Raw genomic sequence first — 20,691 nt, 5'->3', positions numbered from 1 at the left:
GCAAGCGCGGGAACCTTTGCACGGCGATACCCCGCCAGGCCTGGCCGGCGGGGTATTGATTTGCGGATGACGTAAAAATCTGCGTGCTATCCGGCAGCAACGCCGGCTGCCGAGCGATTGGCCAGCACCAGCCCGACCTCGCCGACAACCTGATCGACGCGCTTCAGGATGGGTTCGGCCCGCAGCACGCCGTCGGAAAAGTCCTTGTCCGTGGCATAGACCCCTGTCGGCAGCGTCAGCGCCTCGAAGAAGCCGAACAGCGGCCGCAACTGGTGCTCGACGATCAACGCGTGGCGATCGTTACCGCCGGTGGCAAGCAGCACCACCGGCTTACCGCGCAAGGAAGCGGGATCGAACAGATCGAAGAAGTGCTTGAACAGGCCGGTGTAGCTGCCCTTGTAGGTCGGCGACCCCACCACCAGCACATCGGCATTGACGACGCTGTCGAAGATTGCCCGCGCCTGACCGTCGAGATCGCGCGCCCATTTGGCAGCGCCAAGTGAGGGGCCGAGGTCTTCGACGTCGTAGGTACTCGCCGACAATCCATGCTGGCGCGCAATGTCCCTCACGACCTGGTCGACGAAGCCGCGCGTCTTGGACGGCCGGGTGAAATTGCCGGAAAACCCGACGACGGTTGGATTGGGCATGTTTCTCTCACCTCTCGCGGGACCTGCTTGATGCCGCATATTTACAGGCTTGCGCCTGCCGCAAGAAGCAAATGACTGACCTTGCAGCACCATAGTGAGGAATTTTTTTCCGTTGCCCGCTCGTCTCAGGCCGCGAGAAGCGGGCCATAGGATTCCAGGTAGAAGCCGGGCGACCTCGCGCAGGTCCGCACCGCCTCCCTTGCGGCAACCGTTTCCTGCCACCGCAGCAGGCGCTCGCATTCGGTCGGCATGACGAAGCCCAGATATTTCTCAAGCACGCACAGCTGTTCGAACCAGGGATAGAAGGCGATGTCGGCGGCGCTGAATTCCGAGCCCAGCAAAAACCGTTCGTCCGCCCCTCGCAGGGCGAAGGCATGCTGTTCCACAAAGCGCAGATCGTCGGCAAGCTGGGCCTTGATCCGCTTATGAACCATAGCGTCGGAACTGTGCATCATGGTTGCCGTCCGGGCGTAAAGCTGTGTGTCGGCGAAGCTGATCCAGATGCGCGCCTCAGCGCGGGCCTGAGCATCCCTGGGGAAAATCGGCCGTTCGGGGAATGCATCATCGAGATATTCGCAGATGATCGCCGACTCCCTGACATATTGCCCCTGATGGCGCAGCAGCGGCACCTTTCCAGTCGGCGTGAGTTTCAGGAACCACGCCGGCTTGTTGCGCAGATCGATTTCGATTTCCGTCGCCTGCAGGCCTTTCTCGGCAAGGGCGAGCCTGACACGGTGCGCATAGGGACAAAGCTGCGCGACAAAAAGCTCGATTGGCGGCATGAATAACTCCTGAGTTTCGTTATCGCCGACAAGCGGCCTGTCGGGCATAGCTAGGTCCAGTAAGGCCGGCGCGCTATTCGACAGCGTCTAGATTGATTTATCGATCGTCTGTTTCTGGAGCGGAGCGTGGATCTCCTGGCTACCCTCATGCGCGAATTGCACTTCGCAGCCGCCGGGTACCGGCGCCTCGAACTGGCCGCGCCCTGGGCGATCTCGTTCAGCCAGGCTGGGCTTCGCGGCATTCACGTCGTCATCAAGGGGCGATGCGAGGCGGTGTTCGGTGAGGAAGATGTGGAGCCTCTCGATGCCGGCGACCTGATCATTGCACCGCGCGCCGATCCGCATGTGCTGCGGTCGCCCGGCGCGCTCAAAAGCGCGAACGTCCCCGCCGCCGAACTGGCGACCCAAACCGCAGCCGGGCGTATTCGCAGCGGCGGCGAAGGCGAAAAGACCGTCATCCTGTGCGGCGCCTTCGCCTTTCGCGACGTCGACCATCCGGCACTTGCCGGCCTGCCGCGCATCGTTCACATCCGGGGATCGAATGGCCGTCTGCCCAAATGGCTGCGTGGCTATGTCGAGGCTTTGCTGGTGGAAGCGACCGACGAAGGTCCCGGCAGCGACGTGGTCATGGCTCGCCTGTCTGGGGCCATCGTCACGCGCGCCTTGCGCTCCGGTCTGGAAAGCATGGACAATCCAGGTTGGCTGAGGGGATTGCAGGACCCCGCGATCGCCAGAGCGCTCGCCACCCTGCATGAAGCCTATGGCCACGACTGGACGATCGAGACCCTGGCACGCGCGGTCGGACTCTCCAGGGCAACCTTTGCCGCCCGCTTTCGCGATCTCGTCGGCGAAGCGCCCATGGCCTATCTCTTCGGCTGCCGCATGCGGCAGGCCAGCCGGCTGCTGCACGAGGGCAAGAGCCTGGGCCAAGTCGCCGAGGCGGTCGGCTACAGCTCGGAAGCCGCCTTCTCCACCGCCTTCAGGCGCCACGCCGGCGTCTCGCCCGGCCAATTCAGGAAACGGAAGGATCTGTAAGGCAGAGCGATATTGGCGGCGGCCGCGCCTCGCGCTAGGGCTTTGCCAGCACTATGTCTGATCATATCCCGCCGCGGTTCGCCGCCGCTTTGCCCCAGGAGATGCTTCGTGCCCAAAGGTTCTGACCTGCTTGTTGCCGCCCTCGAGAATGAGGGCGTCGATCGCATCTTCGGCATTCCCGGCGAAGAAAACCTGGACGTCGTCGAATCCATCCGCAAATCCTCGATCCAGCTCATCCTCACCCGTCATGAGCAGGCGGCGGCGTTCATGGCCGCCACCCATGGCAGGCTCACCGGCAAGCCGGGCGTCTGCATCACCACGCTCGGGCCTGGCGCCCTGAACCTGACGACGGGTGCCGCCTATGCGCTGCTGGGCGCCATGCCGATGATCATGATCACCGGGCAGAAGGGCATCCGGTCGTCGCGCCAGGCCCGCTTCCAGATCGTCGACATCGTCGCCGCGATGAAGCCGTTGACCAAGCTGTCACGTCAGATCATCTCGGCGAAGACCGTTCCCGCCGTGGTGCGCGAAGCGTTTCGGATTGCCGAGGAGGAGCGTCCGGGACCGGTGCATCTGGAACTGCCCGAAGACATCGCGGCCGAGGAGTGCGACGATGTCGCGCTGATCCCACCGCATCCGGTCGAGCTTCCGCTGGCCAGCCCGCTGGCGCTCGACCGCGCCGCCGAGATGATCATCAAGGCGCAGCGGCCGCTGGCGATGCTGGGCGCCGCCGCGTCGCGGCCGCGCTCGACCTCCGACCTCGCCCGGTTCGTCATCAGAACCGGCATTCCCTATTTCACCACCCAGATGGGCAAGGGCACGGTGCCCGGCGGCACCGAACTCTACATGGGCACAGCGGCGCTGTCGGAGCGCGACTATGTGCATGAGGCGATAGAACAGGCCGACCTCATCATCACCATCGGCCACGACACGATCGAGAAGCCGCCCTTCATTATGGGCGACAAGGGACCGAAGGTGATCCATGTCGGTTACCAGCCAGCCAATGTCGAGCAGGTCTATTTCCCGCAGACCGAAGTGGTCGGCGACATCGGCGCTTCACTGCGGCTGCTTGCCGATCGCCTCGAGGGCAAGATCCCCAACGCGCAGGCGCTGCTGCCGCTGCGCGAAAGCATTTTGAGCCGCATTGCCGCGCGCGCCACCGAAGACCGTTTCACGCCGCAGCGCCTGGTGCATGACGTGCGCGCGGTGATGCCGGCCGATGGCATCCTGGCGCTCGACAACGGCATGTACAAGATCTGGTTTGCGCGCAACTACCGCACGCGCGTCGCCAACACGCTGTTGCTCGACAACGCCCTGGCCACGATGGGCGCCGGCCTGCCCTCGGCGATGACGGCCGCGATGCTCTATCCCGGCCGCCGCGTCATGGCGATCTGCGGCGACGGCGGCTTCATGATGAACAGCCAGGAACTGGAAACCGCCGTCAGGCTGAAGCTCAAATTGGTCGTGCTGATCATCGAGGACAATGCTTTCGGCATGATCCGCTGGAAGCAGGCGGTCGACCAGTTCCCCGATTTCGGCATGACCTTCGGCAATCCCGATTTCGTCAGATATGCCGAGGCCTATGGCGCCAAGGGAACCAGGGTCGGCGCCGTCTCAGAAATACAATCGACGCTTGAACAGGCTTTTGCCGGCGGTGGCGTCCATCTCGTCGTCGTTCCGATCGACTATTCGGAGAACGAGCGCGTGCTGGTCGAGGAACTGCGCCACCGGTTGCCGGCGCCACCGGAGGCCTGACGGTGGAGTAGATACCGCCGCAGCAGCGCTCAGGCGGCCCGGACCTTGGCGCTCACACGCGCCCAGGTCGGCAGCCAGTCGCCATGCGCCGCCAGCAACTCATCGACCAGCGCCCAGATCTGGTCGAGATCGAGTTCGGCCGCCGTATGCGGGTCCATCATCGCCGCGTGGTAGATGTGCTCGCGGTTTTCGGTCATCAACGCCTGCACCGTCAGTTCCTGCACATTGATGTTGGTGCGTATCAACGCGGTGAGTTGCGGCGGCAGTTCGCCAATATAGGTCGGCTGGATGCCGGAGCCGTCGACCAGGCACGGCACCTCGGCGGCGCAATTGTCCGGCAGCGAGGTGATGCAGCCATTGTTGCGGACATTGCCGTAGATCACCGAAGGCTCGCCGGTCCACACCGAGTTCATGATCGAGGACGCGTATTCCTTCGATTGCTCGACCTCGATGCGGTCGGCCGAGCGATAGGCCTCGGCCTGGCCCTTCCAGCGCTCGATCTGTTCGATGCAGCGCTTGGGATATTCGTCGAGCGGAATGCCGAATTTCTCGATCAGGTCGGGGCGGCCTTCCTTGATGAAATAGGGCGTGTATTCGGCGAAATGCTCGGAGCTTTCGGTGACGAAATAGCCGAGACGCGTCAGCATCTCGTAGCGCACCTTGTTGGGGCAGCGCGGGTTCCAGCCCGGCTTCGGCGCCCTGCCCTCGCGATAGGCGCGGACGAGGTCCGGATAGAGGTTGCGGTAAGAGCCATCCGGCTGCCGGTGCTCGAACTTCAGGTAGAAGGCCATGTGGTTGATGCCGGCCGAGCGGTAGCGTATCTCCTCGTAGGGAATGTCGAGATCGTGCGCCAGTTCCATCGCCGTGCCTTGCACCGAATGGCAGAGGCCGACCTGTTTGATGTCAGGAAATTTCTCTGAAATCGCCCAGGTGTTGATCGCCATCGGGTTGACGTATTGCAGCATGATCGCGTCGGGGCAGACGGCCAGCATGTCCTCGCAGATCTTCCACAGATGCGGCACGGTCCGGAGGCCGCGCATGATGCCGCCGACGCCGAGCGTGTCGGCAATGGTCTGGCGCAGGCCGTATTTCTTCGGCACCTCGAAATCGGTGACGGTGCAGGGCTCATAGCCGCCGATCTGGAAGGCGACCACGACGAAGTCGGCGCCGGCGAGCGCCCTGCGCTGGTCGGAATAGGTCTCGGCCTTCGCCTTCACGCCCAGCGTCGCGATCAGCTTGTTGACGACGACGGCGCTCTCTTCCAGCCGCTGCGGATTGATGTCCATCAGCGCGATCGTCGCGCCTGACAGCGATGGCCGCTGCAGCACGTCGCCGACAATGTTCTTCATGAACACGGTCGAACCCGCGCCAATGAAGGTGATCCTGGGATGTCTTGCCACTATTAAACCTCCGGCACTTTGCTACGCCACGTCGAAGGCGGCCCTGACGAGCCGTTCGGTGTAGGCGGTCTTGGGATGGGTGAGGACCTCGTCGACGGGTCCCTGTTCGACGATCTTGCCGTTCTGCATGACGATGACGCGATGGCAGAGCGCGCGCACCACCTTGAGGTCGTGCGAAATGAAGAGATAGCTAAGGCCGCGTTCGTCCTGCAGCTTGCGCAACAAGTCGATGATCTGCGCCTGCACCGAAAGGTCGAGCGCCGATGTCGGTTCATCGAGCAGGATGAATTCGGGCTCCAGCGCGATGGCTCGGGCAATGGCGATGCGCTGCCGCTGGCCGCCGGAAAATTCGTGCGGGAACCGCGACAGGATATCGCCGGGCATGCCGGCGCTGACCAGGGCGTCGCGAACCCGATCGACCCGCTCGCGCCGTGTCGTGCCGATCCTGTTGACGACCAGCCCTTCCTCGATGATCTGGCCGATCGTCATGCGCGGGTTGAGCGACGAGAACGGATCCTGAAAAACGACCTGCATGCGCGAGCGCAGCGGCCGCATCTCGGCGCGCGACAGGCCGTGGATCGGCTGGCCGTCGAAGCTGACCTCGCCGCGCTTGGCCTCGGTGAGCTTGAGCAAGGCGAGACCGAAGGTGGTCTTGCCGGAGCCGGATTCGCCGACCAGCCCCAGTGTCTCGTGGCGGCAAAGCTTCAGGCCGAGATCGTCGACGGCGACCAGCTCGCGCCAGTCCGGCTTCAGGAAGCTGCCATGGCGCAGCATGAAGCAGACGCGCATATTGCGGGCCTCGAGGATGGTGCCGCTGTTTTCCGGCAGCGGGTGCGGCTTGCCGTGCGGCTCTGAAGCGAGCAGCCGCTTGGTATAGGCATGCTGCGGGTCGGCGAACAGCCGCTCGGTAACGTTGTGCTCGCACATCTCGCCATGCTGCATGACATAGACATAGTCCGAGAATTTCCGCACCACGGTGAGGTCGTGGGTGATCAGGATGACCGCCATCCTGAGTTCTTTTTGCAGATTGCGGATCAAATTGAGGATCTGTGCTTGCACCGTGACGTCGAGCGCTGTCGTTGGCTCGTCGGCGATCAGCACATCGGGGTCGTTGGCGAGCGCCATGGCGATCATCACGCGCTGGCGCTGCCCGCCCGACATCTGGTGCGGATACTGTTTGATGCGCGCTTCCGGCTCGGGGATCTGGACATGCCGCAAAAGCTCGAGCGCCCGCGCCCAGGCTTGCTTGCGGCTGACCTTTCGATGCACTCTGATCGCCTCGACGATCTGGCTGCCGACCGTATAGATCGGGTTGAGCGAGCTCATCGGCTCCTGGAAGATCATCGAGATGCGATTGCCGCGCAACTTGCGCCGGGCGCTCTCGGGGAATTTCAGTATGTCCTGCCCGCAATAGTGGATGGTGGATTTCGGCGACACGGTGGCCCGCTTCGACAAGAGCCCCATGACAGCACGCGCCGTCACCGACTTGCCGGAACCGGACTCACCTACGATGGCGATCGTCTCGCCGCGATAAAGCTGGAACGAGACATCCTTCACAGCGTCGACGACGCCGTGCTCGACCTTGAAGGCGACCTCGATGTTGCGGGCATCGATGATGGGTTGGTCGTGGCGGCCGGCATGGTCGAACCGGACGGCTGGGGCGAAGGTGGCTGCGAGCGCTACAGTCATCCCGGCCACCTCAATAAGGATCGACGGCATCGCGCAGGCCGTCGCCCAGCGCGTTGAAGGCAAAGACGGTGATCAGCACGAAGCCGACCGGCGACAGGATCCACGGATAGGTGCCGATGACCGAATAGGTAGCCGTGTCCTGCAGCATCAGCCCCCATGAGATCAGCGGCGGTTTCACGGCGAAGCCGAGGAAGCCGAGAAAGGCTTCGAGCAGTACCACCGTCGGGATCGCGATCGTCACGGCGACGATGACGTGGCTCATCACATTGGGAAAAATGTGCTGCATGATGATACGCATGTCGGTGGCGCCGACCGCCATGGCAGCGCGCACATAGTCGATCCGCGCCAGCGCCAGCGTCTTGCCGCGCACCTCGCGCGACATCTGCGCCCAGCCCAGCGCCGACATGACGATGATGACGAAGGCGAGGAAGACGTTGGTCGGCGCGGTCACCGGGATCAGCGTCGTCAGCGCAAGATAGAGCGGCAATTGCGGGAAGGCGAGCACCAGCTCGACAAAGCGCTGCATCCAGACGTCGAAGCGGCCGCCGAAATAGCCCGAGACCATGCCGACCGTGGTGCCGATGACGGTGATGATGAACACCACCGTCAGCGCGATCATCAGCGAGACGCGCGAGCCCTGGATGGCGCGCGACAGCACATCGCGGCCGAATTTGTCGGTGCCGAGAAAATGCACCGGCTGGCCGTCGGCCGAAGCGAAGAAATGCCGGTTGGCGGGGATCAGGCCAAGCAGCCGGTAGTCGGCGCCCTTGACGAAGAAGCCGAGCAGGCGCGGATGCTCGTAATCCGGCCCGACGACCGGCTGGAAGGTGACCGGGTCGAGGTCTGCAGAATCCGCCAGCGCATAGACCCGCGGCTGGAGCACGAAATTCCCGTCTCTGTCGTGAAAACTCATCACTTGCGGCGGGGCGAAAGCGACATCGGTCACCTTGGGGTCCATCGGCGCGAAGAAATCGGCGAACAGCGCCATCAGCACCAGAAGCACGACCAGGATCAGCCCGGCCATGCCGGTCCAGGAGCGCCTCAGCCGGCGCCAGACCAGCGCCATATAGCTCTCATTGCCGCGTGGGGTCGCAATCGCGGTTGCTTCAGCCGGGGGCGGCGGCGGGGATGGGTCACGCGCCAGCATCTAGCTCTCCCTGAACTGGCGTACGCGCGGATCGAGCAGCGCGAGCAGCATGTCGGCGATGATGTTGCCGACGATCAGCGTTGCCGACAGCACCATCATGAAGGTCGCCGTGACATAAACGTCGCCGACCGCCATCGAGCCGACGATGGCGGGCCCGACCGTCGGCAGCGCAAAGATGATCGCCGTCTCGATCTCGCCGGTCAGCATGTAGGGCAGCACCACGCCCTGATACATGATGAGCGGGTGCAGTGCGTTGGGCACGGCATGGCGCATGACGACGGCGCTGCCGGTCAGGCCCTTGGCCTTGGCCGTCTCGACATATTGCGCGTTCAGCGTATCGAGCAGATTGCCGCGCATGACGCGCATATTGTAGGCGAGCCCGCCGAAGGTGGCGATCGCCACCACCGGCCAGACATGCTTGACGAGGTCGGCGAATTTCGCCCACGACCACGGCGCGCCGCCATATTGCGGCGAGAAGAAGCTGCCGATCTCCGACACGTTGAACTGGAAGACCAGGAGATAGACGATGATCAGCGCCATCAGGAAGCGCGGCACCGTCATGCCGAGGAAGGAGATGGCCGACAGCACCGAGTCGATCCATGTGTATTGCCTGGTCGCCGCCCAGATGCCGAAGGTGATGCCGAGCACCGACGCCAGCAGATGGCAGACCAATGCCAGCAGCAGCGTGCGCGGCAGCCGCTCGCCGACCACTGCGGCGACCGGCTTGTTGTAATAGAGGCTGTAGCCGAAATCGCCGCGGGTGATGATGCCGGCGACCCAGTTCAGGTACTGGACGGGCAGCGGTTTATCGAGGCCGTGCTCGACCCGATAGGCCTGCGCCTGCGCGTCGGCTTCGGCAAAAGACGCCCCGCCCTGGTTGATGAGCTGCGAACGGATATAGTCGGCATAGTCGCCCGGCGGCGCCTGGATGATGGCAAAGGTGACCAGGCTCAGGATGACCATGACCGGCACCGCCGATGCTATGCGCATGGCCAGGAATCGCAGCATCGGACCGTTTCTCCTCCTTGGATCTAATCTGTTGCCGCTGACCTTACTCCGTCCCGGCCGCGCGCGCAGCGCGGCCGGGCGTCAGCCAGGGGAGGAAACTCAGTTCGTCGGACCCTTGTCGCCGGGCTTGCCGGGAAGCTGGTCGGGAAAGAGTTCGTATTTCTGCTGCTTGTCGGCGGCGACGAAGACGCGTTCGCGCACGATCGAATCCTCGGCCCAGTTGAACATGAAGATCGGCGTTCCCTGCGGGATGTTGGAGAAGCGCTTGTTGATGATCAGGGCGCCGGGATATTCGGTCAGTCCGATATTGTAGACATGCTCCGTCGAGATCTTCTGGAACGTCTTCATCAGGCTGGCGCGCTCGTCATTGTCTGACGAGGAGACGAACTTGTTGACGATGTCGACAAGCTCCTTTTCGAACGGCATCAGGTCGACCACGCCGCTTTCGGGCGCGCGGTGATCCCAGCTGGTCTTGGGTCCGACGGGCGCGAGTTGCACGGTATTCTGCACGACGGAAGTCAGCTCCTGCTCGTTGCGCCTGATCAGCCAGTCGAAGCGGCCGGAATATTGCGAGGCATCACGCTGGGTGCCGTTGAGGCCGTTGAGCACGACCCTGATGCCAAGCTTTTCCATCTGGCCGACGACGCCTTCGGCGAGGCTCTTGTCTGTGCCGTAGTCATTGTTGACCAGCATCACGATCTCGACATTCTTGCCGCCGGCGGTCCCGGCCGGGAAGTTCACGAAGCCGTCGCCATCCGTATCCTTGAGACCAGCCTTGGCCAGTTCCGCCTTGGCGCCCTCGATGTCGAAGGGATAGTAGACGGTCGAGTTGCGGTCATAGAAGCTGGTGCCCGAGGAAAAGCCACCGGGGTAGATGGCGGTGAACGGCCCCTTGACCAGCGAGTCGCCGAGCGCCTTGCGGTCGAGCGCCATGGTGATGCCCTTGCGGAAGTCCTCATTGCGATTGAGCTCGCGGATCGCCTGGCCGCGTTCGTCGGGATTGCCCCAGCCATTGGCGGAAAAGTTCATGCGCAGATTGTAGCCGATCAGGCGCGGGCCAAAGGCGAGCCGGGCCGGCGCGTCCTTGTCCGCCGCTCGCTTCAGCGAAGCGACGAAATTCTCCGGCTGCTCGAGGTTGGAGAAGTCGGCGGCCCCTGCCACCGCCTGCACGTCGCGGTCGGCCCAGGTCGACAGCTTGTAGTGCAGTTCGTTGAGATAGGGCAGCTGGTTGCCCTTCTCGTCGACCTTCCAGTAGTAGGGATTGCGGCGCAAGACGATGATGTCGTCGGGCCTATACTCCACCGGCACCCAGGCACCCATCACCGGAATGTTCATATATTCCGGCGGGAACGCGTTCTTGAACTGCTCGTAGGTATTCTTCGAGTACTTCGGATGCTGCGGCTTCAGGATATGCGCCGGGCCGGGGCAGAAGGTGCCGTAGGCCATGGCGTAGAGATACTGTTTGGGGAAAGCGTCCTTGAAGGTCCACTCGACGGTGTAGTCGTCGACCTTCTTCAGCGTCGTGCCGACACCGAAGGTTTCCGCTGTGGCGCCGTTCAACGGCGAGACATTGGGGTCGACGACCTCATCGTCCCAGTAGAACATGACATCGTCGGCATTGAAGGCAACGCCGTCAGACCATTTGGCGCCTTCGACCAGGTGCATGGTCAGCGTGTGGCCATCCTTCGACCAGTCCCAGCTCCTGGCGAGGTTGGGCAGCGGCTCGGTGTCCTTGGCCTCGACCTGGAACAAAGGCGCGGTGCGCGTCAGGCATTCCGAAAGGCCGATGTCGATGCCGCCCCATCCTTGGGTCTGGCCGGCGCCATAATTCCAGCCTTCCGGCCGGCCGCCAATGACGTGGCGCATGGTGTCGCCATAAACGCCGATGCCGTCCGGCATGTTGCCGGTCTTGAACACCAGCGGCTCCTTCGGCAGGCGATCCTTGACCGGCGGCAGCTTGCCAGTCTTGACGTATTTCTCGGTGACCCACTCGGGCTCGTGATATTCGGGCAGCGCCTTGAACTCCAGGATGGAATCGCGGGCGACGTATTTGATTTTGCCCTCGGCGGGAAACGCCGCCGGCGCCGGCGGCGTGGTCGGCTCGGACGCGTATGCACTGCCAAGCGCCAATGCCGAGACGCTCAGCGCCAGCCCGGCGAGAATGCCAATTCTTCGCCCGGCGAGAATGCCAATTCCACGAAAGTTCCTCATTGTGTTCCTCCCAGATGTTTCGACGTCTGCTGCTGCCCGCATCTATTCATGACGGCTGATTGGCGAACCGGCCTCCCGCTGTCCGCCTGCCAGCATTCTCAGCCGGCCTGTTTCAGGGCCGTTTTTTCGGCGCGCAGTTCCTCGATCGAGCGCACTTTGCGCCGCGCCGCACCCGCCCAGTCGCGGGTTTTCACCATCGATTTCGAAAGCCGCTCCTTGGCGGCCGGCACGGCATCGGCGTATTGCGGTAGCCAACGCGCCTGGGCGACGACCATCTCGTCGACCATCTGCCAGACCTCTTCCGGCGTCGACACCGCACCCACCAGCGGATCGTGCAGCACCGCGAGCTTGAGCAGGTCAATGTCGCCCGTAACAGCCGCATGCACCGACATCCGCTGAACGTTGATCGAAGCCATGCAGGTGGCCGCGCAGGCTTCCGGCAGCGTGATGCCTGACGCCATGTTGATGCCGAAGCGATCGACGAAACCGGGCGATTCGATGATCGCGTCCTGCGGCAGATTGGTGATGATGCCGGTGTTCTTGACGTTGAAGTGGCCGCGATAGACGCGGTTCGTCTCCAGCGCTTCGAGAATATGGCTGGCATGCTCGTTCGAGCGCTTCGATACGTCGAGCGGCTTCGACGCCGCTTCGAGGAATTGCGGATATTCCGTCTCGAACCAGTTGCGGGTTTCCGTGGAGTAGCGAAGATAGCCGCCGGTCTCGCCATGGATCCAATCGGACATGTCGATCCAGCGGGTGATTTCGTCCGGCCGCTTGCGATACCAGGGCAGATATTCGGAGAGATGACCGTTGCTTTCGGTGGAGTAGACGCCGAAGCGCTTCAGCACGTCGATGCGCAGCTTTTCCTGCTGCGAATAGACCGGATGCGCCTCGAAGGCAGCCACCAGTTCGTCCTTGCCGATCTTGCGGCCGTTGAGCCGCAAATCGATGAACCAGGTTTGGTGGTTGATACCGGAGCAGACATAATCGAGTTCGCTGTGCGACTTGGCGCCGAGCACTTCGGCGATCTGTTCGGCGCCGTGCTGGACACCGTGGCAGAGGCCGACCGTATCGACCTTGCCATATTCGATCGCCGCCCAGGTGTTCATCGCCATCGGGTTGGCATAGTTGAGGAATTTGGCGCCTGGCTCGGCGACCTCCAATATATCCTTGCAGAAGTCGAGGATGACCGGGATGTTGCGCTGGCCGTAGAGGATGCCCCCGGCGCAAATCGTGTCACCGACGCACTGGTCGATGCCGTATTTCAAGGGAATGCGGATATCGTCGGCATAGGCTTCGAGCCCGCCCACCCGCACGCAGCTGATGACGTAGCGCGCGCCTTCCAGCGCCTTGCGGCGGTCGGTCGTCGCCGTCACCCTGGTCGGCAGCTTGTTGGCCTCGACGATGCGGTCGAGGATCGCCTTGATCATTTGCAGATTGTGTTCGCTGAGATCGGTCAGCGCGAATTCGATGTCGCTGAATTCCGGGACGCACAAAATATCGGTGAACAGCTTCTTGGTGAAGCCGACGCTGCCGGCGCCGATAATAGCGATTTTGAAACTCATCACCTCACCTCGATGCATTCGAATGCCGGGTAAGGAGCAACAGGAAAGGGAATGGCGGCTCGCCTCGGCGCGCATGCCATTCGAGCCGGAATTCCGGCTCGTTCTCCTCCCCGCCCGCTCCTCGACCGCGGGTCTTTCGCGTTCTCAGGATTTGGATTATGCCGTTATTCCAGGGCGCGGCCAGAGAACGATTATGCTTTCGAGGGTAATTTTGTGCTGCATGATCTGATCGCCAACGGACAGTTGATGCGCACCATCTCGCTGCCGCGCGGCCGCCAGCGCCTGCATGCCATGCCAACCAGCACCGGCTATGAAGTACGCGAGGGCGTGACCTATGACTGGGATGGGCGCAAGCGCGGCCAGACACCGTTCACCGTGCTGCAGCACACGATCAGCGGCACCGGCCAGCTGCGCTACGAGAACCGCAACTACCGCCTGCAGGCCAACGACACGCTGCTGGTGCTGGTGCCACACAACCATCGCTACTGGCTGGAGAAGGGCGACCGCTGGGAATATTTCTGGATCTCGATGAATGGCGAGGAGGCGCTGCGCGTCCACAAATCCATACTCAGCGTCTCCGGCCCGGTGTTTCGGCTGCAGCCGGAGACGATCGATCGTCTCGCCGATTGCAGCCTGCGCCTGATCAAGGGCGGCGCTTCGCCTGGCGCTGCTTCGGCAATCGCCTATGAGGCGGCGATGGCGCTTTACGACGATGTCTTCGGCTCGCACGCCTTCACTGAGAAACAGAGCGTCATGCAGCCGGTCATCGATCATATCAACGCCAATCTCGACAAGCCCTTGCCCGTGGCCGAGCTCGTCCAGATCAGCGGCCTCAGCCGCGCCCATTTCTCGCGCTGCTTCGCCGAGAGCGAAGGCGTTCCGCCGGCCGAGTTCGTGCTGCAGCAGCGGCTGCAGCGGGCGGCGAAGCTGCTAACCAAAGCCGATTTCCTGCCGGTCAAGGAGGTCGCCATCCTGTGCGGCTTCGAGGACGCCAACTATTTCTCGAAAGTCTTCCGCCGGCTCTACGGCATCAACCCGACGCAGTTCCGTACCACCGGCATGTATGCCAGCCTGGGCAGCCTTCGATAGGATTACCCGATGCGGTTGCCGCTTGCGGGATCGAACAGATGCAGCGCCGCCGGATCGGCAGACAGCCGCACCTTATCGCCAGGCCGGATAGTGCTGCGTCCCATGACGAAGACACAAACCAGCTGGTTGGCGAGCCGGACATAGAACTGCGTCGACAGGCCGAGCGGCTCGACCACCTCGACCTCTGCCCTGAGCGGACCATCGTCGGCAAGCTGGATGTGCTCCGGCCGTAGCCCGACAGTAAGCACATCGCCATCCTTCAACGGCAAGCCATCAGGCAACCGCAGCTTCTGGCCGTCGGCCAGCACCGCGTCCACCTTGCCGCCCTTGGCCACTGTCGCCGGAAAGAAATTCATGCCGGGCGAGCCGATGAAGCCGGCCACAAAAGTATTGATCGGCCGATCGTAGAGCTCGAGCGGATGGCCGACCTGCTGCACATAGCCGTCATGCATGACGACGATGCGGTCGGCCATAGTCATGGCTTCGATCTGGTCGTGGGTGACATAGACCGATGTGGTCTTGAGCTGCTGGTGCAGCGCCTTGATCTCGGCGCGCATATGCACGCGCAATTTGGCGTCGAGATTGCTGAGCGGCTCGTCGAACAGAAACACTTTGGGATCGCGCACGATGGCGCGGCCCATGGCGACGCGCTGGCGCTGGCCGCCGGACAGTTGCCTGGGCAGACGGCCGAGGAAACTGTCGAGGCCGAGGCGCTTGGCCGCCGCCCCTACCCTGCCGTCGATCGTCGTCTTCTCCGCCTTCTTCAAAAGCAGGCTGAAACCCATATTCGACGACACATCCATGTGCGGATAGAGCGCGTAGGACTGGAACACCATGGCAATATCGCGGTCCTTCGGCGCGACATCGTTGACCAGCCGATCGCCGATATGGATCTCGCCGCCCGACACCTCCTCCAGCCCGGCAATCATGCGCAAAAGGGTCGACTTGCCGCAGCCGGACGGGCCGACCAGCACGACGAACTCGCCATCGGCGATCTCGAGGTCGACGCCGTGCAGGATGCGCAGCGAACCGTAATCCTTCTCGACGTTTTGCAGCGTGACGGAAGCCATCGATTATCCTTTGACCGCGCCGGCGGTGAGGCCGGTGACGAGATAGCGTTGCAGGAAGGCGAAGAAGATGCAGACCGGGATCAGCGCCAGGATCGACGCCGCCATCATCTGCCCCCAGTCCACGGCGAACTTGCCGATATAGGTGAGCAGGCCGACGGCAAAGGTCTTCTGGTCGTCGCTGGAGATCAGCATCAGCGCGAACAGCAATTCGCTCCAGGCGGCGGTGAAGACGAAGCCGAGCGTGGCGCCCATGCCGGGCAAGGTCAGCGGCACGATCACCTTGCGCATCGCCTGCGCCCGCGTGCAGCCGTCGATCATCGCCGCTTCCTCCAGATCCTTCGGAATGCCGTCGAAGAAGGACTGCATTAGAAAGGTGGCGAAGGCGGTGTTGAAGGCGGTGTAGATGATGATCAGACCAACCAGACTGTTGGTCAGGCCAAGCTCGCCCATGACGCGGTAGATCGGCGGAATGACCATCACCAGCGGGAAGGTTTGCGTCAGCAAAAGCATGATCGCCAGCGTTGCCTTGCCGCGAAAGGTGAAGCGCGACATGGCGTAGCCGGCGAGCGTGGCGATGACTGTCACCAGGGCCGCCGTCGACACCGAGACGATAACGCTGTTGAGGAAATAGCGGGGGAAGTCAGAGGCTTCCAGGACAGTGATGAAGTTGCGGAAGGAGGTCTGCGACGGCCACAGCGTGATGCCCTCGGAATAGAGCAGCCGCTCCGGCGTTACCGAAATCTTCAGCGTCCAGAAGATCGGAAACAGCGCAAAGATCATATAGGCGGCAATCGCCGCGTAGAGGCCGATGCCGCTGAAGATGCGCGAGGAGGTGGAGCGTCCGGCAATCATCAGACGTGCCTCACCAGCAAGCGGCGGATGGCGATCAGCGCGATCGCATAGGCGATCAGCAAGATCAAGAGCAGCACCGCCACCGCGGAGGCATAGCCCTTGTCCAGCGACTTGAAGGCACTGACATAGATGTAGACCGGCACCGTGCTGGTCGAGCCTGCCGGCCCGCCCTCGGTCATGACGAAGATCAGATCGGCGAAGGTCGCGATCCAGATCGTACGCAGCATGACGGTGATGACGATGGTCGGCGCCAGGAACGGCAGCGTCACCTTGGTGAAGCGCTGCCAAGGCGAAGCGCCGTCGATTGCGGCCGCCTCATGCAGTTCCGACGGGATCGACTTCAGCGCCGCCAGCAGCGTGATGGCGAAGAACGGAATGCCGAACCAGATGTTGGCGATGATCGGCCCCCACATGGCGGTCGCCGGATCGGACAGCACATTGGTCGGCTCGGCCTTCAGCCCGAGCGTGAAGAGCCAATGCGGCAGTGGTCCGATGATCGGATTGAACAGCCACGCCCAGGTCAGGCCCGACAGGAAAGATGGCACCGCCCAGGGCAGGAACACCACCGCCTGCACGAACTTGCGCCCGACAAACGGTTTGTCGAGCAGCAACGCCAGACCCAGGCCGAGGAAGAACTGGAAGAACAGGCTGGCGACGGTCCACCAGAGCGTGTTGACCAGCGCCTGCCCCAGCACCTGGTCGGTCAGCATCGCCTGATACTGGCCGAGGCCGACATATTCGGATTTGAAGGCGGAGAACTTCCGGAACGAATAGCTGATGCCGATGATCAGCGGCACCAGCAGCACCACGACCAGCAGAACGATCGCCGGGCTGAGATAAAGCCAGGGCTCGATTGCTGCATGCGTCAGCCGCTTCTTTCGCGGTCGGCCTGCGGATCGTATTTCGGGTACGGCGTAGGTCATTGGCTTCTGGATCGTCTCCTGGAGGAGCGGATTGGCAACAAGCGTCGCCGTTCATTGGGGAACAGATGCCGGTCCACCCTCCGTAGCTGCAGCACAGCTGCTGCGGAGGACGGGCAGGCAGATGAGGGGCGGCGCCAGCCTTGGGGTGCTCGAGCTGCCCCTCATCCGGGCCTGTCTGTGCATGTCGTTGTCCCAAAACCGCTACGCACTTTTGGGCGACATGCATTCGGGCCACCTTCTCCCCGTAAACGGGGAGAAGGTGGAAGAACTACTTCTTGTTCTTGGCCAGCCAGTCCTGCTGTTCCTTGGTCAGGAACGCGGCCCATTGATCGGCAACGTCCTTGGCCGACTTCTGGCCGAGCAGCACTTCCTGGAAATTCTTGATCGCCACCTGGTCGACGAAATTGCCGAGGTTCTCCAGATGTGTCGGCGGCGTCACCATTTCATATTTGGAAGCGTCGCTGAGTTCGGTGAACCAGCCTTTGAACTGCTCGGTCTTGAAGTGGGCATCCTGGTCGGCGCCATTGTGGATCGGCACGACGCCGACTTCCTTGGCCCATTCGAGATTGTCCTTGGGCGACAACAGCGTCGCCATCAGCTTCCAGGCATCGTCCTTGTGCTGCGAGTTGGCGAACATCGCCCAGCCGGCATAGCCCAGCGTCGGATAGGATTTGCCGCTTGGCCCCACAGGCAGCGGCGCCACTGCAAAATCGTCGGCACTCATCTTGTCGGCAATGCCGATCAGCGCATCCGGATCCTGGTTGAGCATGGCGCAGGTGCCGGAATAGAAGCCGGTGACGGTCTCGTTAAAGCCCCAGCTCACCGCATCCTTGGGCGCCAGCCCGTCCTTGTACATGTCGGCCAGCATCTGCAGGCCCTTGACCGAGCCCTCCTCGTTGATGGTCGAGGTGCCGTCCTCGTTGAAGTAGCCGCCCTTGCCAGCGGCGATGTTCATGAACATGTGCATGCCGTTGAAGGCGCCCGGCCCACCGCGCAGGCAATAGCCGTACTTGCCTGGAATGGCGGAGATCTTCTTGGAGTCGGCGATGAAGTCGTCGAGTGTCGCCGGCGGGCCGTCGAGACCGGCCTCCTTGAACAACTTCTTGTTCCAGAACAGCGCATTCACATAGTAGCCGTACGGGATCATGAACTGGGTGTTGTTGACGGTCGAGCCGAATTGCTTGGCGCGGTCGCCCAGCGTCTTGGCGTCGTCCCATTTGGCCATGTAAGGGCCGAGATCCTCGAGCTGGCCGTTGGTGGCGTACAGGCCCATCCAGCGCTCCGGCATCTCGACGATGTCGGGCGTATCGCCGGCCTGCACCATGGTGAGGAATTTCTCGAAAGCCTGCCCCCAGGGCAGCGAGACCACCTCGACCTTGACGCCGGCATTGGCGGCCTCGAACTCGGCGATCTGCTTCTTCAGGAATTCGGTGCGCTGCGGGCTGGTGATGACCTCGACCAGCTTGAGGGTGGTATCGGCCAGCGCGCCGCTGGCGGACATCGCCAGGCCGGCAGCGGTGGCAAGCATGATGCTCAGTCGTTTCATGTTCAGAACTCCCATTTTGAACCCAGTCATTTTTTTGCTTTGTCGAAGGCCTGGCCGATGTCGGCCCAGAGGTCTTCGACGCTTTCCAATCCGACATTGAAGCGGATGGTTCGGGGGCTGACGCCGAAGCGCGCCATCGAATTGAGACCCGGTGTCTGCTCGAGCGAGGCCTTTGCCGGCACGACCAGGCTTTCATGACCGCCCCAGCTGACGCCGATGCGGAAAAATTTCAACGCATCGACGAAAGCGGGAATGTCGACATCCTCCGCCACCTCGAAGGAGAACAGCCCGGCATAGCCGGCAAGCGTCTTCTTGCCGGGATGGTTGGAATAGGCGGGATGATTGACCCGCTCGACCTTGTCATGCGCCTTCAAGCGCTCGGCGATGATGAGCCCACTCTTCATGTGATGCGGCAGTCTCAGCGGCAGCGTGCGCAGGCCGCGCAACAGCAGCCAGCCCTCGAAGGGCGACAGCTTTGCGCCGAGCTGCGAATAGGTCTGGTCGTTGATATGCTTGATGTGAGCGGCCGAGCCGGCCACCACGCCGGCGACGGTGTCGCTGTGACCGCCGAGATATTTCGAGGCGGAATGCAGCACCAGATCGACGCCGTGCAGGATCGGCTTCTGGAACACCGGCGTCGCCCAGGAATTGTCGATGGTGGTGACGATGCCCTGCTCTTTCGCCAGCCGCGTCAGATGTTCGAGATCCTGCAGCTCGAACGTCATCGAGGTCGGGCTTTCCAGGTAGAGCAGTTTGGCGCCGGGAAGAGCCGCGGCCACCGCATCCGGATCGGAGCCGTCGACATAGTCGACCTTGATGTGCAGGCGCGGGAACAACCGCTCGAACAGTCGGTAGGCGTCGCCATAGCAATTGCGCACCGCAAGGATGCGTTCGCCTGCGCCGACGAAAGCCAGCAACGTCGCGCTGATCGCAGCCATGCCGCTCGAAAAACCACGTGCGGCTTCAGCACCTTCAAGCGCTGCGACGCGCGACTCGAATTCCATCACCGTCGGATTGTCGCCGCGCGAATAGATCGGCTGTTTCCTGCGCCCGGCAAAGGTGTCGGCCATGTCGGCATAGCTGGCGAAGGTGAACAGCGAGGTCTGGTAGATCGGCGGCACCACCGCATTGCCGGGGAACGGGTCGTCATGCGCCAGAAGCGTCGCCGCCTCGGCGAGATAGTCGCTGCCGGAAATGCCTGGGTCGAAGCTGTGCTCGTTCATGTGCGGACCGAAAGTTTGAGGTTGGCGGCGCCGCGCTTCAAATCGTCCTCGACCGTGGCGATCAGCTTCAGCGCTTCGGCCCGGGCGCCTTCCGGATCGTGCGCGGCGATGCAGTCGAACATGGTGCGGTGGTAGGGAAAGCTTGCGTGGCCGAAATCGCGCACGCCGAGCGGATGTTCCCAGAAGCGGTGGAACAGTTCGTGCATGGCGGCGATAATCTGCTCGAACAGCGGATTGCCGCAGGCGCGGTAGATCGCCTGATGGAATTCCCAGTCCTCTTCCGACGACATGCCGGCGCGGCTGAGAAACTCTTCCTCCATGATGTCGAGCTTGCGCTCAATCTCGGCGAGGTCGTCCTTGTCGGCACGAATGGCGCAAAGGGCGGCGGCTTCCGCTTCCAGCGCGCGGCGGATTTCCAGCGTGCGCATCAGGCCGGTGAAATCATTGCCGCCGGCAAGCGTCAGCGGCATGTGCAGCATGTCGAGCGAGACGGCGGCCTTGAGATAGGTGCCCGAGCCCTGCCGGCGCTCGACCAGGCCAAGCCCTTCCCAGCGCGTCAGCGCCTCGCGCACCGTGTTGCGGCTGACCTTCAGACGCTCAGCGAGGATGCGTTCGGTCGGCAGCCTCTCACCGGGTTCCAGCTTCTCGCGCATGACGAAGCCGGCCAACGCCTTCAGCACCGCGTCGTCGCGGGCCGTCGTCTGGATCGGCGGAAGGCTGAATTCGGTCACCGGGGCTATTACCGAAGT

At 62.8% G+C, this 20,691-nt stretch carries 17 protein-coding genes; 3 read left to right on the top strand and 14 right to left on the bottom strand.

Annotated features, from left to right (window positions below; genetic code table 11):
* Nucleotides 1-86 precede the first annotated feature (86 nt).
* Nucleotides 87-647 (bottom strand): FMN reductase, encoded by a 561-nt coding sequence (msuE, locus tag X751_RS153440; RefSeq protein ID WP_023744532.1) that lies wholly within the window; start codon nucleotides 645-647, stop codon nucleotides 87-89.
* A 125-nt stretch (nucleotides 648-772) separates the two neighbouring features.
* A complete protein-coding gene (locus X751_RS153445) occupies nucleotides 773-1,429 on the bottom strand; it encodes a glutathione S-transferase family protein (RefSeq protein ID WP_023687919.1) in 657 nt (218 codons plus the stop codon).
* 126 nt (nucleotides 1,430-1,555) lie between these two features.
* Here X751_RS153445 and X751_RS153450 point away from each other — a divergent pair, with 126 nt between their 5' ends.
* Entirely contained in the window at nucleotides 1,556-2,464 is a 909-nt protein-coding gene (locus X751_RS153450; protein ID WP_198022437.1) for an AraC family transcriptional regulator, read from the top strand.
* A 108-nt stretch (nucleotides 2,465-2,572) separates the two neighbouring features.
* Nucleotides 2,573-4,219 carry an acetolactate synthase large subunit gene (locus tag X751_RS153455; protein WP_023744530.1) on the top strand — a complete coding sequence of 549 codons (1,647 nt, stop codon included), beginning with the start codon at nucleotides 2,573-2,575 and terminating at the stop codon, nucleotides 4,217-4,219.
* A gap of 29 nt (nucleotides 4,220-4,248) precedes the next feature.
* On the opposite strand, the gene X751_RS153460 is transcribed toward X751_RS153455, so the two are convergent.
* From X751_RS153460 to X751_RS153485, 6 genes are all read right to left on the bottom strand, one after another.
* A complete protein-coding gene (locus tag X751_RS153460) occupies nucleotides 4,249-5,619 on the bottom strand; it encodes an alpha-glucosidase/alpha-galactosidase (protein ID WP_023744529.1) in 1,371 nt (456 codons plus the stop codon).
* A 21-nt stretch (nucleotides 5,620-5,640) separates the two neighbouring features.
* Complete coding sequence (locus tag X751_RS153465) at nucleotides 5,641-7,308, bottom strand: ABC transporter ATP-binding protein (RefSeq protein ID WP_023744528.1); 1,668 nt, start codon at nucleotides 7,306-7,308, stop codon at nucleotides 5,641-5,643.
* Between the two features lie 10 nt (nucleotides 7,309-7,318).
* Complete coding sequence (locus X751_RS153470; protein ID WP_023687914.1) at nucleotides 7,319-8,455, bottom strand: ABC transporter permease; 1,137 nt, start codon at nucleotides 8,453-8,455, stop codon at nucleotides 7,319-7,321.
* On the bottom strand, nucleotides 8,456-9,463 hold the full coding sequence (locus X751_RS153475; RefSeq protein WP_023668135.1) for an ABC transporter permease: 1,008 nt from the start codon (nucleotides 9,461-9,463) through the stop codon (nucleotides 8,456-8,458). It lies immediately after the preceding gene.
* 99 nt (nucleotides 9,464-9,562) lie between these two features.
* The gene (locus X751_RS153480) at nucleotides 9,563-11,674 is read right to left on the bottom strand and encodes an ABC transporter substrate-binding protein (RefSeq protein ID WP_023725460.1); all 2,112 of its coding nucleotides are present in this window, start codon (nucleotides 11,672-11,674) and stop codon (nucleotides 9,563-9,565) included.
* Between the two features lie 98 nt (nucleotides 11,675-11,772).
* Complete coding sequence (locus tag X751_RS153485; RefSeq protein ID WP_023687911.1) at nucleotides 11,773-13,239, bottom strand: alpha-glucosidase/alpha-galactosidase; 1,467 nt, start codon at nucleotides 13,237-13,239, stop codon at nucleotides 11,773-11,775.
* Between the two features lie 213 nt (nucleotides 13,240-13,452).
* On the opposite strand from X751_RS153485, the gene X751_RS153495 reads away from it, so the two are divergent.
* Nucleotides 13,453-14,328, top strand: coding sequence for an AraC family transcriptional regulator (locus X751_RS153495; protein ID WP_023744527.1), 876 nt, complete (start codon nucleotides 13,453-13,455; stop codon nucleotides 14,326-14,328).
* Nucleotides 14,329-14,330: 2 nt separating this feature from the next.
* On the opposite strand, the gene ugpC is transcribed toward X751_RS153495, so the two are convergent.
* The 6 genes from ugpC to X751_RS153525 all read right to left on the bottom strand — a co-directional run bounded on the left by ugpC (nucleotide 14,331) and on the right by X751_RS153525 (nucleotide 20,673).
* A complete protein-coding gene (gene ugpC / locus X751_RS153500; protein ID WP_023687909.1) occupies nucleotides 14,331-15,398 on the bottom strand; it encodes a sn-glycerol-3-phosphate ABC transporter ATP-binding protein UgpC in 1,068 nt (355 codons plus the stop codon).
* A gap of 3 nt (nucleotides 15,399-15,401) precedes the next feature.
* Nucleotides 15,402-16,250, bottom strand: a complete 849-nt coding sequence (locus X751_RS153505) for a carbohydrate ABC transporter permease (protein WP_023687908.1) — start codon at nucleotides 16,248-16,250, stop codon at nucleotides 15,402-15,404.
* Nucleotides 16,250-17,173, bottom strand: coding sequence for a sugar ABC transporter permease (locus X751_RS153510; RefSeq protein ID WP_023687907.1), 924 nt, complete (start codon nucleotides 17,171-17,173; stop codon nucleotides 16,250-16,252). The genes X751_RS153505 and X751_RS153510 overlap by 1 nt, the downstream gene beginning before the upstream one ends.
* Nucleotides 17,174-17,441: 268 nt before the next feature.
* The gene (locus X751_RS153515) at nucleotides 17,442-18,719 is read right to left on the bottom strand and encodes a sugar ABC transporter substrate-binding protein (RefSeq protein WP_023687906.1); all 1,278 of its coding nucleotides are present in this window, start codon (nucleotides 18,717-18,719) and stop codon (nucleotides 17,442-17,444) included.
* 26 nt (nucleotides 18,720-18,745) lie between these two features.
* On the bottom strand, nucleotides 18,746-19,942 hold the full coding sequence (locus tag X751_RS153520; protein ID WP_023744526.1) for a PLP-dependent transferase: 1,197 nt from the start codon (nucleotides 19,940-19,942) through the stop codon (nucleotides 18,746-18,748).
* Nucleotides 19,939-20,673, bottom strand: a complete 735-nt coding sequence (locus tag X751_RS153525; protein WP_023668124.1) for a FadR/GntR family transcriptional regulator — start codon at nucleotides 20,671-20,673, stop codon at nucleotides 19,939-19,941. The genes X751_RS153520 and X751_RS153525 overlap by 4 nt, the downstream gene beginning before the upstream one ends.
* Between the last annotated feature and the right edge of the window lie 18 nt (nucleotides 20,674-20,691).

This window comes from Mesorhizobium sp. LNJC394B00, assembly GCF_000502555.1.
In the GTDB taxonomy this organism is placed as follows: Bacteria; Pseudomonadota; Alphaproteobacteria; order Rhizobiales; family Rhizobiaceae; genus Mesorhizobium.
This window is presented reverse-complemented; position numbering and strand designations above follow the sequence as displayed.